We start from the raw sequence: 14,651 nt of genomic DNA, 5'->3' as shown, positions 1-14,651 counted from the left end.
ATGGCGGAACGGAAGTCGCTGGGTCCCGGCGTTCGCTGGGATGACGGGAAAGGTCGCGGACGCGGCTCATGGCATCGCCTCCTGTCCCAGCATGAAGTCCGAGACCGGTTGCCGGCCGCGGTCATTGCGGTCGTAGATGCGCGCGCCGTCGATGTAGACCTGCTCGGCCTTGGCGTACACGCTGAAGGGATTCTGGTTCCAGACCACCACGTCGGCCATCTTGCCGGCCTCCAGCGTGCCGGTTTCCCCGGCGATGCCCAGCGCCTTGGCGGCGTTGCCGGTCAGCCAGCGGATCGCGCGCTCGGGCGGGATCTCGGCCATGCCGGCGCGACGCGCGTTGGCCATCACCTTGGCCGCTTCCTGGTTGAGCCGCTGGATGCCTTCGCTCGAATCCGAATGCACGATGGCGCAGCTGTTGGCCGGGCGGTCCACCAGCGCGATGTTCTCCTGGATGCCGTCGAAGGCCTCCATCTTGAAGCCCCACCAGTCCGCCCACAGCGCGCCGCAGACGTTCTCCTGCGCCAGCCGGTCGGCCAGCTTGTACGCTTCCACGCCGTGGTGGAACGCGGCCACCTTGAAGCCGAACTCCTTGGCCAGGTCCAGCATCGTCGCCATCTCGTCGGCGCGGTAGCAGTGGATGTGCACCAGGATCTCGCCGTTGATCGCGCCGGCCAACGTGTCCAGCTTCAGGTCGCGCTTGCCGCCGCTGTCGCCGGAGCTGTCCGCCTTGTCGTCGCCGGACGCGCGTTCCCACCAGCGCTTCTTCTTCGGCTGCTGCGGCTTGGGCGCGTTCTTCTTCAGGTACTCGCTGGCGTCGATGAAGGCCGCGCGGTAGCCGGCCACGTTACCCATGCGGGTGGCCGGGCCGGCCTTGCCGCCGTAGACGCGCTTGGGATTCTCGCCGCAGGCCATCTTCAGGCCCCACGGCGCGCCCGGGAACTTCATGCCCTGGTAGCTGGTGGACGGCACGTTCTTCAGCGTCACCCCGCGCCCGCCGACCAGGTTGGCCGAGCCGGGCAGGATCTGCAGCGAGGTGATGCCGCCGGCCAGCGCGGCATGGAAGCCGGGATCCTGCGCCCAGACCGAATGCTCCGCCCACACGTTCGCCGTCACCGGCGCGGTCATCTCGTTGCCGTCGCTGTGCGCCTTCACCCCCGGGCTGGGGTACACGCCCAGGTGAGAGTGCACGTCGATCAGGCCGGGTGTGACCCACTTGCCGGTGGCGTCCACGCGGGCGGCGTCGGCCGGCGCGGACAGGCCGACGCCCACCGCGGCGATCTTGCCGTCGGCCAGCAGCACGTCGGCGCCGTCCAGGCGCTCGCCGGCGCCGGTCAGCACGGTGGCGTTGGTCAGCAGCACCGGGCCGGCGGCGATGGCGCGGTAGGTGCTGGGGTACGGGTCCTGGGTGAAGCGGGAGGTGGGCGTGGCGGCGCTGGCAGCGTCGCCCAGCAAGGCCAGGACAAGCCCGGCCAGCAAGGTCGTTCGCATGGTGTTTCCCCTGGGAGAGGAGGAAAACCTAACCGCAGGCGGCGCCGATGCCAAGTGCGGGACGTGCCCGCGTGCCAGAATTGCGACCAAAGAAGAAGACCAGAGAGAGCGCAATGAAAGACAAGACCGAGATCGTCGACAACTGGCTGCCGCGCTATACCGGCGTGCCGCTGGACCAGTTCGGCGAACACATCCTGCTGACCAACTTCGGCGGCTACCTCAACGTGTTCTCGCAGTTGACCGGTGCGCCCATCGTCGGCCTGGACCGTCCCATGGCCAGCGCCACCGCCGACGGCATCACCATGATCAACTTCGGCATGGGCAGCCCCAATGCCGCCACCATGATGGATCTGCTGTCGGCCATCATGCCCAAGGCGGTGCTGTTCCTGGGCAAGTGCGGCGGGCTGAAGCGCAAGAACCAGCTGGGCGATCTGGTGCTGCCCATCGCGGCCGTGCGCGGCGAGGGCACCAGCAACGACTACCTGCTGCCGGAAGTGCCGGCGCTGCCGGCCTTCGCGCTGCAGCGCGCCGTGTCCACCATGATCCGCGACCTGGGCCACGACTACTGGACCGGCACCGTCTACACGACCAACCGCCGCGTGTGGGAACACGACGTGGCATTCAAGGAATATCTGCGCAAGCTGCGCTGCATGGCCATCGACATGGAGACCGCGACGGTGTTCGCCGCCGGCTTCGCCAACCGCATCCCCAGCGGCGCCCTGCTGCTGGTCAGCGACCAGCCGATGATCCCCGAAGGCATCAAGACCGAGGCCTCCGACGCCAAGGTCAGCTCGCAATTCGTCGAGAATCACATCACCATCGGCATCGAAGCGCTGAAACTCATCCGCCGCAACGGCAAGTCGGTGCGGCATCTGCGGTTCGACGAGTAGTCCGCAACCGGTCGCGACTTGTAGGAGCGCCGCTTGGGCGCGATGCTTCTCCCCAACATCATGAGCAAGAGCATCGCGCCCAAGGGGCGCTCCTACAGGTGGAAGAGCATATGGATACGAGTCGCGATGTCATCGATTTCTGGCGCAACGCCGGTTACGAGAAGTGGTTCGCCAACGACGATGCGTTCGACGCGGATTTCGATCAGCGTTTCCGCGGGCTGCATTTCCGCGCGGCGCGGCGTGAGCTGGAGGGCTGGATGGGCGATGCCGAGGGCGCGCTGGCGCTGGTGTTGCTGCTGGACCAGTTCCCGCGCAACTGCTTCCGCCAGAGCGCGCATTCCTACGCCACCGACGGACTGGCGCGGCACTACGCGGACCGCGCCGTCGCGGCGGGGTTCGACACGCAGGTGGATGCGGCGCTGAAGATCTTCTTCTACATGCCGTTCGAGCATTCCGAATCGCTGCAGGACCAGCAGCGTTCCCTGGACCTGTTCCACGCGCACGGCGACGAGAACTATCTGAAGTATGCGCAACTGCACTACGACCTGATCGCGCGCTTCGGCCGCTTCCCGCACCGCAACGAGGCGATGGGCCGCGAAACGACGCAGGAAGAGCGCGACTACCTGGCGGGCGGTGGGTTCTCGGGATAGGCAAGGGGCGCCGCGTCGCCCGCGGGATGCGCTTCTGATCCTGAACGGAAAGCATCGCGCCCATGGGGCGCTCCTACAAAGGCAAGGCAATCCTGTGTAGGAGCGCCCCATGGGCGCGATGCTTTTTTGCACAGGGCGCAAAAAGAAAGCGGGCCGAAGCCCGCTTTCCGTCGTCTTGCGCGTGCCGCGCGGGGCTCAGTACTTGCCCAGCGTGCCGTCCACCTCGTCGGCCCAGGCATTGATGCCGCCGGCGACGTTGAACACATTCGTGAAGCCGAGCGTACGGAACTCTTCCGCCGCCTGCTGGCTGCGGCCGCCGCTGCGGCACAGGAAGGCGATGGCGGTGTCCTTGGGCAGCGCTTCCAGCTCGGCGCGGCCGTTGCCGTCGAAGGTCCTGAAGGGGACCTCGACCGCCGCGATGGCGCGCTCGTCGGCGGGGCGCACGTCCACCAGCAGTACTTCGCTGGCGCGCGCCTTGGCATCGGCTTCCGCCGGCGACAGCGCCTGTACCGACTTGGGCGCGTTCGGGTTGTCGATGGCCAGGCCCTTGCCGCGGATGTCGTCCACCCAGTCTATGGTGATGCCGTCGGCGCGACGCGCGCTGGCCAGGTCGAACTGCACGCGCACGCCGCTGGATTCGGCGGCGATGGCATTGGCGTCGAACTGCGCCAGCTGGAAGTTGGGCTGGAACTGCGCGTTGATCGACAACGCCAGCGCGGCGCCCTGGCCGGCGTCGGCCACGGCGTTGCGCAGCATCTCGGCGGCGGCAGGGGTGATGGTGATCGCCGGCGGAGTGCGGTCGGGCGCTTCCAGGCCCAGCAGCGAGGCCAGTTCGCCGGAGTTGGTCATCTGCTCGATGATGTCGCTGCCGCCGACCAGTTCGCCGTCGATGTACAGCTGTGGGATGGTCGGCCAGTCGCCGTAGACCTTGATGCCTTCGCGGATTTCCTGGTCGGCCAGCACGTTGACGTGGGCGTAGTCCACGCCCAGCGCGCCCAGTGCGCCGACCGCCTTGGCGGAGAAGCCGCACTGCGGCATGTTCGGCTGGCCCTTCATGAACAGCACCACGCGGTTGGACTGCAGGAGGGATTCGATGCGCGAGCGCAGGGCGGGATCGAGGGACATGAACGGGTACCGTGGAGTGAGAAGGGCATTTTACGCCCCGTGGCATCATGGGGCATGACCACGGCAAGAACACTGCATCGCCCGCCGCGCCGTCCTGGCTTGATATTGGGCCTGCTGGCGCTGTCGCAAGTGGGCGTGGCATGGCTGTGGTGGCGGTTGGGCTGGCAGGTGGGCCTGCCGGCGATGATGGCCACGCATCTCATCGTGGTCTGGGCCACGCTGCATCCGCGCGCCACGCTGTTCTGCCCGGCGCTGTCGCGGCTGCCCACGCCGGAGCGCGTGGTGTGGCTGACCATCGACGACGGCCCCTCGGCCGACACGCCGGCGTTGCTGGATCTGCTGGATCGCTTCGGCGCCAGGGCGACGTTCTTCCTGGTCGGCGACCGCGCGCTGGCGCAGCCGGCGCTGGTGCAGGCCATCCGCGACCGCGGCCACGGCATCGGCAACCACAGCGCCAGCCATCCGGACCTGCGCTTCTGGCGACTGGGCCCGGGCGCGCTGGAAGCCGAGATCGGCCGCAGCCAGTCCATCCTGACCGCCATCACCGGGCAGACGCCGCGCTGGTTCCGCAGCGTGGTGGGCATGACCAATCCGTTCGTGGGGCTGTCGCTGAAGCGGCATGCGCTGGCGCGGGTGGCATGGAGCGCGCGCGGCTTCGACGGCGTGGACTGCGAACCGGCGCAGGTGCTGGCGCGGATCACCCGCGACCTCCGGCCCGGCGCCATCGTGCTGCTGCATGAAGGCGCGGCGCATGGCTACAACGTGGCGATCCTGGAGCAACTGCTGGCGTGGCTGGACGCGCAGGGCTACCGCACGGTGTTGCCGGAGCCGCCGTAGGGTGCGCCTTGGCGCGCCGCTACGATCCGCGGATACGTAATGACAGCCTGCCTGTTCGCCGTCCGGACGCGCTGCGGCGCGTTCGTTATGGTGCAGGCGGAATGGCTATCGGGGCGCGGGGCGCACCCTACGCGAGCAGCCGGTGCGCCACCGGGAACGCCAGGCGCGTCCACTCCGCATACATCGCCGCGGACGGATGCAGGCCGTCGTCGGCCAGCATCGCCGATTCGGCGCCGCGTGCACGGCTGACTGCCGTGATGTCGACGAAGGCCACGCCGCGCTGCGCGCAGACTTCGCGCGCGGCGGCGTTGTAGGCATCCAGGTGGCGCGCGATCTGCGCCGCGTCGCGGCCGGACTGCGCGGCGAACGGGGTGACGCCCCAGTCGGGGATCGACAGCACCAGCACGCGGTCGGCGCGGTTGCGCGCGAAGCCGATCGCGCGCCACAGCAGCGCGGCGAACTGCACGCGGTATTCGTCCACCGTGCGGCCGCGATACTGGTTGTTGACGCCGATCAGCAGGCTGACGAAATCGTGTTCGCCCAGCGGCTCGGCGGCGCCGATCGCGGCATCCAGTTCGTCGGTGGTCCAGCCGGTGGCGGCGATGATGCGCGGATCGGCGATGGCGATCCCTTCGCGCCGCAGCGCCCGCGCCAGTTGCACCGGCCAGCGCCCGGCTTCGTCCACGGCCTCGCCGATGGTGTAGGAATCGCCCAGCGCCAGGTAGCGCAGTTCGGGCTGCAGGGCGGTGGTGTGGGGAATGGTCGTCGTGGTCATGGACGCATGATGCGCCGAACGGGGTGGCAGGTGGTGGGAGCGCCGTCCCGGCGCGAGCCTTTCACGGTGTCGAGAGCTCGCGGCCGGAGGCCGCTCCCACAGGGCGAATCACGCAGCCGCAGGCCGCGACTTGCCCTTGATGGGCACCACCTTGGTCGCCGCTTCGGCGCGGCGGACCAGCGCGCGATCGATGCGGACGAAGACTTCGCGCATGGTCGCCGCTTCCGGCAGCAGGGTGACGCGGAAGTGATTGCGATACGGCACGTTGAAGCTGGAGCCGGGCACGACCAGCACGCCTTCGGTTTCCATCAGCTCCAGCGCGAACGCATGGTCGTCGAACGCTTTCGCGGCATCGCCGACCACGGCCGGGAAGGCGTACAGCGCGCCGGCGGGGTCGACCAGGTCCAGGTGTTCGCTGGCCCGGCAGGCCTCGATCACCGCGCGGCGGGTCTCGTACAGGCGGCCGCCGGGCGTGCACAGCGCGGTGATCGTGTCCGGGCCGTCCACCGCCGCTTCGATGGCGTACTGGCCCGGTACGTTGGCGCACAGGCGCAGCGCGCTCAGCAGGTCCATCGCGTGCAGGAACTCGCTCACCACCTCGCCATGGCCGGACAGCACGGACCAGCCCACGCGCCAGCCGCAGGCGCGGTGCACCTTGCTCAGGCCGCTGAAGGTGAGGCACGGCACCTCGCCGGCCAGCGGCGCGACCGGCTCGAACACGGCCCCGTCGTAGAGCACCTGGTCGTAGATCTCGTCGACCATCAGCAGCAGCCGGTGCTTGGCGGCGATGGCGACGATGCGCTCCAGCAGTTCGCGCGGGTAGGTGGCGCCGGTGGGATTGTTCGGGTTGATCAGCACGATGGCGCGCGTGCGGGAGGAGACCAGTTGCTCGATCTCGCCGGGATCGGGCAGGAAGTCGTTCTCCGGATCGCAGCGGTAGTACACCGGGCGGCCGTCGTTGAGGATGGTGGCGGCCGACCACAGCGGGTAGTCGGGCGAAGGCACCAGCACTTCGTCGCCGGGATTGAGCAGCGCGCGCAGCGACAGGTCGATCAGTTCGGACACACCGTTGCCGACGAACACGCGGTCCGGATGCGCATCGGGCGTGTCGCGGCGGGCGTACGCGGCGGCGATGGCTTCGCGCGCGGCGGGCAGGCCCTGCTGGTGCGTGTAGGGATCGGTGTGGTCGATGTCGCCGATGATCGCCTTCTGCAAGTGCGGCGGCGCGCGGAAACCGAACGCGCCCGGATTGCCGATGTTGAGCTTGATCAGCTTGCGGCCCTGCGCCTCCAGTTCGCTCGCTCGCCGCGCCAGTTCTCCGCGGATTTCGTAGCGGACTTCGGACAGGCGTTCGCGCGTGGCGAGCGGTTTGACGGGCGGCGTGGACATGGCGATAAGCGCTGGGGCTGGCGGAAGAGGCAAACAGGGGCCAAGCTTAACGGAAATTTAGCCGTCCCGGCCCGCCCGCTTCAGCCCCCGTCTAGAATCCGTCCCCATGCCCGAAACCCCCTCCCGGAACGTGTCCGACATCACCCTGCTGCGGGCCATCGGCTGGCCCTACGAAGGGGAACCGGGGGATACGGCCTGGCAGGCGGCGATGGCGGCGCACCCGCAGGCCCGCCCCGCGCGGGTGATCGAGCAGCACCGCTCCGGTTACGTGGTGGCCGACGCCCCCGGCGTCGCGGTCAAGGCCGAATCGCTGCCGGAGTGGCAGCGCCCGCGGTTTCCCGCGCACGAACGCCCCGCGGTCGGCGACTGGCTGCTGCTGGAGGGCGGCGCATCGAAGCGGCAGCGCATCGTCGCCGTGCTGCCGCGCCATACCGAGATCAAGCGCGGCGCCGCCGGCGAGCATTACCACCAGCAGGTGATCGCGGCGAACATCGACACCGTGTTCATCGTCTGCGGGTTGGATGCCGACTTCAATCCGCGCCGCATCGAACGCTACCTGCTGCTGGTCGGCGGCGGTGGCGTGCAACCCGTGGTGGTGCTGACCAAGGCCGACAGGACCGACTACGCCGGCGACGCGGTCGAGGTATTGGCCGACATCGCCGCGCAGGGCGTGCCGGTGTTCACCGTCAACGCCAAGGATCCGGCCAGCGTGGCGCAGCTGTCGCCGTGGCTGCTGCCGGGGCGGACGGTGGTGCTGGTGGGCTCGTCCGGCGCGGGCAAGTCCACGCTGACCAACACCCTGCTGGGCGACGAACGGATGAAGACCGGCGAAGTGCGCGAAAGCGATTCGCGCGGCCGCCACACCACCACCTTCCGCGCGCTGATCCCGCTGCCGTCCGGCGCCTGCATGATCGACACGCCCGGCATGCGCGAACTGAAGCCCACCGGCGAGGAGGACCTGGCCGAGGGCGGCTTCGCCGACATCGAGGCATGGGCGGCGAAGTGCAGGTTCCGCGATTGCTCGCACCAGCGCGAACCGGGCTGCGCGGTGCGCGCGGCGATCGAGTGCGGGGAATTGGACGAAGGCCGCTTCCTCAACTACCTGAAGCTGCGCGACGAGGTCGCCGCCGCCGCCGGCAAGCTGGCCGGCCGGCTGGCCGACAAGGCCAACACGCGCGTGCCGGGCAAGGCGTCGAACAAGCGGCCGGACGACAAGTACGGGAAGCATTGAGTTGCCTTTCCCTTCTCCCTGCGGGAGAAGGTGGCGCGCAGCGCCGGATGAGGGTACGGCGAATCATGGAGGTCTGTACCCTCTCCTCTTTTCCGTACCCTCACCCCAACCCCTCTCCCGGTGGGAGAGGGGCTCGCCGCAAGATGCATGACACAGCCGGCAGGACGACGCCATGACCCAGCATCAGCCCGACATCACCCACCACGCCGCGCTGGATGCGCGCATGGTCAAGGCCGTGCGTGGGATCAAGCTGCTGAGCCTTGCCAGTTGGCCGGCCGAGGCGCAGGCGCCGTTCCTCGATGGCATCGCGCGCGGGCGGCCGCAATTGCCGGCGATCGACTACCCCAGGCTGGATTTCGGCGAGGCGCGCCGCGAGCTGGCCGCCATCGCCGCCGCCGCCGATCCGTCGCACCCCCTGGGCGTCTACCTGCGCGAATCGGCGCGGAGCTGGGACGTCGCCGCGCAGTTGCTGGAATCGCTGGGCACGCCAACGGTGACCACGCATTCCATCGCGCTGTTCGGCACGCCCGAGGAATGCCTGCCCGGCGATGGACCGACCACGCGCGATGCGGCGCGGCACTTCATCGCCATCGCCAACGACCTGGACCGCGAACTCCTGGCGCCCGAAGAACAGGTTCCGGTATCCGCCACCGCGTTGCAGCTGCAATTGCAGGCGGACCTGGATGATTTCTTCGATGCCCGCGTCATCACCGTGGAACTGGACCCCACGCTGATCGCCAAGGCCGCCGCCGGCGCCACCCGCATCCGCCTGCGGCACGGCGCCGCGTTCAGCGACTACGACCGCAGGCAGTTGCTGCAGCACGAGGCGCTGGTGCATTCGCTGACCGCGCTCAACGGCCGCGAGCAGGTCCATCTGCCCAGCCTGTCGCTGGCGTCGCCGCGCGTCACCGAAACCCAGGAAGGGCTGGCTACCTTCGCCGAGCAGATCACCGGCAGCATCGACATCGAGCGGATGAAGCGCATCAGCCTGCGCATCGAGGCGGTGGCGATGGCGCTGGGCGGCGCCGACTTCATCGAGGTGTTCCGCTACTTCATGGGGGCGGGCCAGAATCCGGCCGAAAGCTTCTCTTCCGCGCAGCGCGTGTTCCGCGGCGTCCCCACGTCCGGCGGCGCGGCGTTCACCAAGGACACCGTGTACCTGCGCGGGCTGATCGGCGTGCATACCTTCTTCCGCCAGTCGTTGCAGCAGGACCGGTTGCGGCTGTGCCGGCGCCTGTTCGCCGGCAAGATGACGCTGCAGGACGTGGCGAACTTCGAGCCGTTGTTCGAGTCCGGCGTGCTGGCCGCCCCGCGCTGGCTGCCGCGGTGGGTCAGCCGCGCCAACGGGCTGGCCGGGACGCTGGCGTTCTCGCTGTTCGCCAACCGCATCCGCATCGACCGGCTGTAACAGCGGTTAACCGGAAAGTGCTAGGCGAAATCCCTCCGCGCCGGTGGCACACTGGCGGCATGACTTCCACCACGATCCTGGTGGCCGACGATCACCCGCTGTTCCGCAATGCGGTCGTGCATGCCTTGCGCGAAGCGCTGCCGGAGGCGTGCGTGGTCGAGGCGGCCAGCGCGACCGGCCTGAACCAGGCGCTGGAGGCGCGGCCGGACACCGACCTGATCCTGCTGGACCTGACCATGCCCGGTGCCCACGGCTTCTCGGCGTTGCTGCACGTGCGCGGCGAGCACCCGGAAGTGCCGGTGGTGGTGATCTCGTCCAACGAGCACCCGCGCGTGATCCGGCGCGCGCAACAGTTCGGCGCGGCCGGCTTCATCCCCAAGTCCTCGCCGGCCGAATCGATCGGCGAGGCGGTGGCGGCGGTGCTGGAAGGAGGCGCGTGGTTTCCGCCGCTGACCGTGGAGCGCTCGGAAGCCGACGCCACGCTGGCGGCGAAGCTGGCGCAGCTGACGCCGCAGCAGTTCCGCGTGCTGCTGTGCCTGGCCGACGGCCTGCTCAACAAGCAGATCGCGCACGAGCTGGCGCTGGCCGAGAACACGGTGAAGGTGCACGTCACGGCCATCCTGAAGAAACTGGAATGCCACAGCCGCACGCAGGCGGCGGTGCTGGTGAAGTCGCTGGAACCGGAAGGGACCCTCTAGGCGTCATCCCGACCGGCGCAACAGCAGCTGCGTCATCAACGCGCGCAGCGCCGGCGGCTTCACCGGCTTGGACAGGAAGCCCCAGCCGTTCCGGTGCGCCTGCGCGCGCAGGGCTTCGTCGCGTTCGGCGGTGACCAGGATCAGCGGCGGCGCCTGCCCCCAGCGTTCGCACAGCCGCGGGTACAGTTCCAGGCCGTCGATCTCTCCCATGCGCACGTCGAGCAGCAGCAGGTCGGGAGAGGCGCCGGACGTGGCGCTTCGCAGGGCGGTCTCCGGACCGGCCGCCAGATCGACCGCGCATTCCCATCGCTGCAGCAGCGCGCGGGTGGCTTCGCAGACGCGCGGGTCGTCGTCCACGCACCAGATCCGGCGTCCACGCAGCGGCGAATCGTCGTGGGGCTCGGCCGGCGGCATGGGCTCTTCGGTCAGTCCGGCGCGGCTGCCCCACGGCACCACCACCGAGAACACGCTGCCCCGGCCCAGTTGCGAGCGCAGGCCGATGCGATGGCCCAGCAGGCGGCCGATGCGTTCGACGATGGCCAGCCCCAGGCCGGCGCCGCGGTCGTGGGTCACGCCGTCGTTGAGGCGGCGGAATTCCTCGAAGATGTCCGCCTGCAGGCTTTCGGGGATGCCGGGCCCCTGGTCGTGCACTTCGATGCGCACGCCGTCCGCGCCGCGCCGGCAACCCAGCAGGATGCGTCCCTGCGGCGTGTAGCGGATCGCATTGGATAGGAAGTTCTGCAGGATGCGCCGCAGCAACGCCTCGTCGCTGCGCACCACGGCGCGCGTCGGCACGCGTTCCAGCGCCAGCCCGCGTCCCTCGGCGACGATGCCGAAGTCGCGGGCCAGCGCTTCCAGCAGCGGATCCAGCGCGAAGTCGCGCACGCGCGTGGGCAGGGCGCCCGATTCCAGCCGCGAGATGTCCAGCAGGCTGTTGAGGATGGCGTCCTGCGCGGCCAGCGCATTGTCCACGTGGTCGGAGATGCGCCGCGATTCGTCGTCGGCCAGCCGGCCGCGCAACGCCGAGACGAACATGCGCGCCGCGTTGAGCGGTTGCAGCAGGTCGTGCACGGCCGCGGCGACGAAGCGGGTCTTGTAGCGGTTGGCGCTTTCCGCTTCCTGCTTGGCGACGGCCAGCGCGCGGGTCCGCTCCTCGACACGGTGCTCCAGCGCGTCGGCCAGCGAGCGCAGTTCGCGCGCGGCGTTCTTGTAGCTGGTGATGTCGGCGTAGCTGGTGACGAAACCGCCGTCGGGCAGCGGATTGCCGCGGATCTCCAGCACCGTGCCGTCGTCCTTCTCGCTTTCGCGCATGTGCGGCTTGCCGCTGCGCAGGTGGTTGAGGCGGCGCTCGATCGCCTCCTCGACCGGCCCCGGGCCCAGCAGGCCGCGGTTGGCGTTGTGGCGGAAAAGATCCTGCACCGGCGTGCCCACCCGCAGCAGTTCGGGCGGGAAGCGGAAAAGCTCCACGTAGCGCGAGTTCCAGGCGACCAGCCTCAGCCCGGCATCGATGATGACCACGCCCTGGGGAAGATGCTCCAGGCTGCGGCTCAGCCCCGCGTCGGCCTGGCGCGCGGCTTCGACGATGCCGTCCTGGGCGGTGCGCAGTTCCTGTGCATGCTGCTGCAGCACGGTTTCCAGCTCTTCGCGGCTGCGTTGCCGCAGGGACGCCAGTCGGCGGCGCTGCTGCACAAACAGCGCCAGGAACGACAGCGCCAGCCATCCGCCGCCGGCCGCCAGCGCCGCACCGCGGCCGGCGGCCGCGACGGCGGCGTCATCGTGCAGCAGGTGCAGTTGCCAGCCTTCTTCCGGCAGCAAGGCGGACTGCCACAGCACCGGCTTGGGCAGCGCGGGGACTTCGACGCGTACCTTGCGCGCGCCACCGTCGGAGGCCCGCACCACCTGCATGCGCAGCGGCGAGAGCTGCTGCTGCGCGTACTGGCGGGTGGCGGCCAGTTCGCGGCGGTCGTCCGCGCTCAGCGGCGCCAGCGTGCGGTAGCGCCATTCCGCCTGGCTGGCCAGGAAGATGACGCCGTGCGCGTCGCTGACCAGCACCACGTCGGGCGTCCGCAGCCATTCCTTCTCCAGCGCATCCAGTTCGATCTTGATGACCACCACGCCGGTCGCGACGCCGGCATCGTCCCTGATCGCCTGCGACAGGAAATAGCCCGGTGCGCCCGTGGTCAGGCCGATCCCGTAGAACTGGCCCTGCCCATCGCGTAGTGCCTGCTGCACGTAGGGGCGGAAGCTGTAGTCCTCGCCCACGTTGCTGGTGGGCTGGCGCCAGTTGCTGGCGGCCAGCGCCACACCGTGGCGGTCGATCAGGGTCAGCGTGGACGAACGGGTCACGCTGTTGGCGCTTTCCAGGCGCTCGTTCAGCGCATCGCGCCGCGCCGCGTCGATCGGCGCGGCGACCGCATCGCGCAGTTCCGGGTCCAGCGCCAGCACCTGCGGCAGGGTGCGGTAGCGGTCGATGCGCTGTTGCAGGGCCTGCGAATGGAGATCGAGCTGGCGCTGCAACTGCACCGTTTCCTCGCGCAGCGCGCGGCGCTCGACCAGGTGGTAGGCGCCCCACATGGCCAGCACGGCGCCGCCGCCGGTCAGCAGCAGGATCAGCAGCGCGGGACGGTAGCGGCGGAAGCGGAACATCGGGCGCCAGTCTAATTGCGTCGCCCGCCGCGTGCCGTGGCTAGTACCAATAGGTTATCGGTGCCAGAGCGCGACGGGAGTACAACATGCCGGCCGTCGAAAGCGACGCCCCCGCCATCGCCGTCCCCCCGGAGTTCTCCATGCACCTGGCCGATCCCCATGCCCCCGCCGCACCGCCGGAACGCCTGCCGCTCTACCGGCAGCTGTACTTCCAGGTCGTGGTGGCGATCGTGCTGGGTGCGCTGCTGGGGCATTTCGAGCCGGCGTTCGCCGAATCGCTGAAGCCGCTGGGCGATGCCTTCATCAAGCTGGTGAAGATGATCATCGCCCCGGTGATCTTCCTGACCATCGTCACCGGCATCGCCGGCATGACCCATTTGCGCTCGGTGGGCCGCGTGTTCGCCAAGGCGATGGCCTACTTCATGTTCTTCTCCACGCTGGCGCTGGTCATCGGCATGGTGGTCGCGCACGTGGTGCAGCCCGGCGCCGGCATGAACATCAATCCGGCGGACCTGGACCAGTCCGCCGTGCAGGGCTACGTGCAGAAGTCGCACGAGCTGAGCCTGGTCGGCTTCGCGATGGACATCATCCCGAAGACGCTGGTCAGTCCCTTCGTCGGCGACAACATCCTGCAGGTGCTCTTCATCTCCGTGCTGTTCGGCCTGTCGCTGGCGCTGGTGGGCGAGAAGGGGCGGCCGGTGCTGAACCTGCTGGAATCGCTGACCGCGCCGGTGTTCAAGCTGGTGCACATCCTGATGCGCGCGGCGCCGATCGGCGCGTTCGGCGCCATCGCCTTCACCATCGGCAAGTACGGCGTGGGCATGCTGGTCAACCTGGCCTGGCTGGTCGGTTCGTTCTACCTGACCTCGCTGCTGTTCGTGATCGTGATCCTCGGCGCGGTGTCGTGGTGGTGCGGGTTCTCGATCTTCCGCCTGATCCGCTACCTGAAGGCCGAACTGCTGCTGGTGCTGGGCACGTCCTCGTCCGAATCCGCGCTGCCGTCGCTGATGGAGAAGATGGAGCGCGCCGGCGCGTCGAAGTCGGTGGTCGGCCTGGTGGTGCCCACCGGCTACTCGTTCAACCTCGACGGCACCAACATCTACATGACGCTGGCCGCGCTGTTCATCGCCCAGGCCACCAACACCGAACTGAGCCTGGGCCACCAGATCATGCTGCTGCTGGTGGCGATGCTGAGTTCCAAGGGCGCCGCCGGCGTGACCGGCGCCGGCTTCATCACCCTGGCGGCCACGCTGGCGGTGGTGCCGGAAGTACCGGTCGCGGGCATGGCGCTGATCCTGGGCGTCGACCGCTTCATGAGCGAGTGCCGCTCGCTGACCAATTTCACCGGCAACGCGGTGGCCACCCTGGTCGTCGCGCGCTGGGAAGGCGCGCTGGACCGGCAGGCGCTGGCCCGCGCCCTGAACGAGCCGCCACGCCCGATCGCGGCGGCGCCGGATCCGGCGGCCGGGCCGGGCGATCCCACCCGGCTTACCGCCGACTGACCACGTCGAAGC

12 protein-coding genes are annotated in these 14,651 nt (G+C 69.3%); 7 read left to right on the top strand and 5 right to left on the bottom strand.

Annotated features, from left to right (window positions below; genetic code table 11):
• Nucleotides 1–66: 66 nt before the first annotated feature.
• Nucleotides 67–1,488 carry an amidohydrolase gene (locus tag AAD027_RS02330; protein WP_341724394.1) on the bottom strand — a complete coding sequence of 474 codons (1,422 nt, stop codon included), beginning with the start codon at nt 1,486–1,488 and terminating at the stop codon, nt 67–69.
• A 113-nt stretch (nt 1,489–1,601) separates the two neighbouring features.
• Between AAD027_RS02330 and AAD027_RS02325 the strand changes: the two genes are divergently transcribed.
• Nucleotides 1,602–2,378, top strand: a complete 777-nt coding sequence (locus AAD027_RS02325) for an AMP nucleosidase (protein WP_341724393.1) — start codon at nt 1,602–1,604, stop codon at nt 2,376–2,378.
• A 110-nt stretch (nt 2,379–2,488) separates the two neighbouring features.
• Nucleotides 2,489–3,028 (top strand): DUF924 family protein, encoded by a 540-nt coding sequence (locus AAD027_RS02320; protein WP_341724392.1) that lies wholly within the window; start codon nt 2,489–2,491, stop codon nt 3,026–3,028.
• 195 nt (nt 3,029–3,223) lie between these two features.
• Here AAD027_RS02320 and grxD read toward each other — a convergent pair whose 3' ends face one another.
• On the bottom strand, nt 3,224–4,153 hold the full coding sequence (grxD, locus tag AAD027_RS02315) for a Grx4 family monothiol glutaredoxin (RefSeq protein WP_341724391.1): 930 nt from the start codon (nt 4,151–4,153) through the stop codon (nt 3,224–3,226).
• A 54-nt stretch (nt 4,154–4,207) separates the two neighbouring features.
• Between grxD and AAD027_RS02310 the strand changes: the two genes are divergently transcribed.
• Complete coding sequence (locus tag AAD027_RS02310; protein WP_341724390.1) at nt 4,208–4,990, top strand: polysaccharide deacetylase family protein; 783 nt, start codon at nt 4,208–4,210, stop codon at nt 4,988–4,990.
• Between the two features lie 127 nt (nt 4,991–5,117).
• Here AAD027_RS02310 and AAD027_RS02305 read toward each other — a convergent pair whose 3' ends face one another.
• A complete protein-coding gene (locus AAD027_RS02305; RefSeq protein WP_341724389.1) occupies nt 5,118–5,765 on the bottom strand; it encodes an SGNH/GDSL hydrolase family protein in 648 nt (215 codons plus the stop codon).
• A gap of 108 nt (nt 5,766–5,873) precedes the next feature.
• The gene (locus AAD027_RS02300; RefSeq protein ID WP_341724388.1) at nt 5,874–7,154 is read right to left on the bottom strand and encodes an aminotransferase class I/II-fold pyridoxal phosphate-dependent enzyme; all 1,281 of its coding nucleotides are present in this window, start codon (nt 7,152–7,154) and stop codon (nt 5,874–5,876) included.
• A 106-nt stretch (nt 7,155–7,260) separates the two neighbouring features.
• Here AAD027_RS02300 and rsgA point away from each other — a divergent pair, with 106 nt between their 5' ends.
• The 3 genes from rsgA (at nt 7,261) to AAD027_RS02285 (ending at nt 10,491) form a co-directional block, all read left to right on the top strand.
• Nucleotides 7,261–8,385 carry a ribosome small subunit-dependent GTPase A gene (gene rsgA, locus AAD027_RS02295; protein ID WP_341724387.1) on the top strand — a complete coding sequence of 375 codons (1,125 nt, stop codon included), beginning with the start codon at nt 7,261–7,263 and terminating at the stop codon, nt 8,383–8,385.
• 172 nt (nt 8,386–8,557) lie between these two features.
• The gene (locus AAD027_RS02290; protein WP_341724386.1) at nt 8,558–9,793 is read left to right on the top strand and encodes a flavohemoglobin expression-modulating QEGLA motif protein; all 1,236 of its coding nucleotides are present in this window, start codon (nt 8,558–8,560) and stop codon (nt 9,791–9,793) included.
• A gap of 59 nt (nt 9,794–9,852) precedes the next feature.
• A complete protein-coding gene (locus AAD027_RS02285) occupies nt 9,853–10,491 on the top strand; it encodes a response regulator (protein ID WP_341724385.1) in 639 nt (212 codons plus the stop codon).
• 3 nt (nt 10,492–10,494) lie between these two features.
• Here AAD027_RS02285 and AAD027_RS02280 read toward each other — a convergent pair whose 3' ends face one another.
• Nucleotides 10,495–13,137, bottom strand: a complete 2,643-nt coding sequence (locus AAD027_RS02280; protein WP_341724384.1) for a hybrid sensor histidine kinase/response regulator — start codon at nt 13,135–13,137, stop codon at nt 10,495–10,497.
• A 140-nt stretch (nt 13,138–13,277) separates the two neighbouring features.
• Here AAD027_RS02280 and AAD027_RS02275 point away from each other — a divergent pair, with 140 nt between their 5' ends.
• Nucleotides 13,278–14,639, top strand: a complete 1,362-nt coding sequence (locus AAD027_RS02275; protein WP_341724731.1) for a dicarboxylate/amino acid:cation symporter — start codon at nt 13,278–13,280, stop codon at nt 14,637–14,639.
• The last annotated feature ends 12 nt before the right edge of the window (nt 14,640–14,651 follow it).

It is taken from the genome of Pseudoxanthomonas putridarboris (assembly GCF_038321125.1).
GTDB lineage: Bacteria > Pseudomonadota > Gammaproteobacteria > Xanthomonadales > Xanthomonadaceae > Pseudoxanthomonas_A > Pseudoxanthomonas_A putridarboris.
Note: the sequence above shows the minus strand (reverse complement) of the source record. Positions and strands in the feature narration are given on the sequence as shown.

Bases quoted from the DNA above. Each gene is read 5' to 3' on its own strand.
- AAD027_RS02280 (WP_341724384.1), bottom strand. From the start codon at position 13,137: ATGTTCCGCTTCCGCCGCTACCGTCCCGCGCTGCTGATCCTGCTGCTG.
- AAD027_RS02330 (WP_341724394.1), bottom strand. From the start codon at position 1,488: ATGCGAACGACCTTGCTGGCCGGGCTTGTCCTGGCCTTGCTGGGCGAC.
- AAD027_RS02285 (WP_341724385.1), top strand. From the start codon at position 9,853: ATGACTTCCACCACGATCCTGGTGGCCGACGATCACCCGCTGTTCCGC.
- AAD027_RS02275 (WP_341724731.1), top strand. From the start codon at position 13,278: ATGCACCTGGCCGATCCCCATGCCCCCGCCGCACCGCCGGAACGCCTG.
- AAD027_RS02305 (WP_341724389.1), bottom strand. From the start codon at position 5,765: ATGACCACGACGACCATTCCCCACACCACCGCCCTGCAGCCCGAACTG.
- AAD027_RS02325 (WP_341724393.1), top strand. From the start codon at position 1,602: ATGAAAGACAAGACCGAGATCGTCGACAACTGGCTGCCGCGCTATACC.
- rsgA (WP_341724387.1), top strand. From the start codon at position 7,261: ATGCCCGAAACCCCCTCCCGGAACGTGTCCGACATCACCCTGCTGCGG.
- AAD027_RS02310 (WP_341724390.1), top strand. From the start codon at position 4,208: ATGACCACGGCAAGAACACTGCATCGCCCGCCGCGCCGTCCTGGCTTG.
- AAD027_RS02290 (WP_341724386.1), top strand. From the start codon at position 8,558: ATGACCCAGCATCAGCCCGACATCACCCACCACGCCGCGCTGGATGCG.
- grxD (WP_341724391.1), bottom strand. From the start codon at position 4,153: ATGTCCCTCGATCCCGCCCTGCGCTCGCGCATCGAATCCCTCCTGCAG.
- AAD027_RS02300 (WP_341724388.1), bottom strand. From the start codon at position 7,154: ATGTCCACGCCGCCCGTCAAACCGCTCGCCACGCGCGAACGCCTGTCC.
- AAD027_RS02320 (WP_341724392.1), top strand. From the start codon at position 2,489: ATGGATACGAGTCGCGATGTCATCGATTTCTGGCGCAACGCCGGTTAC.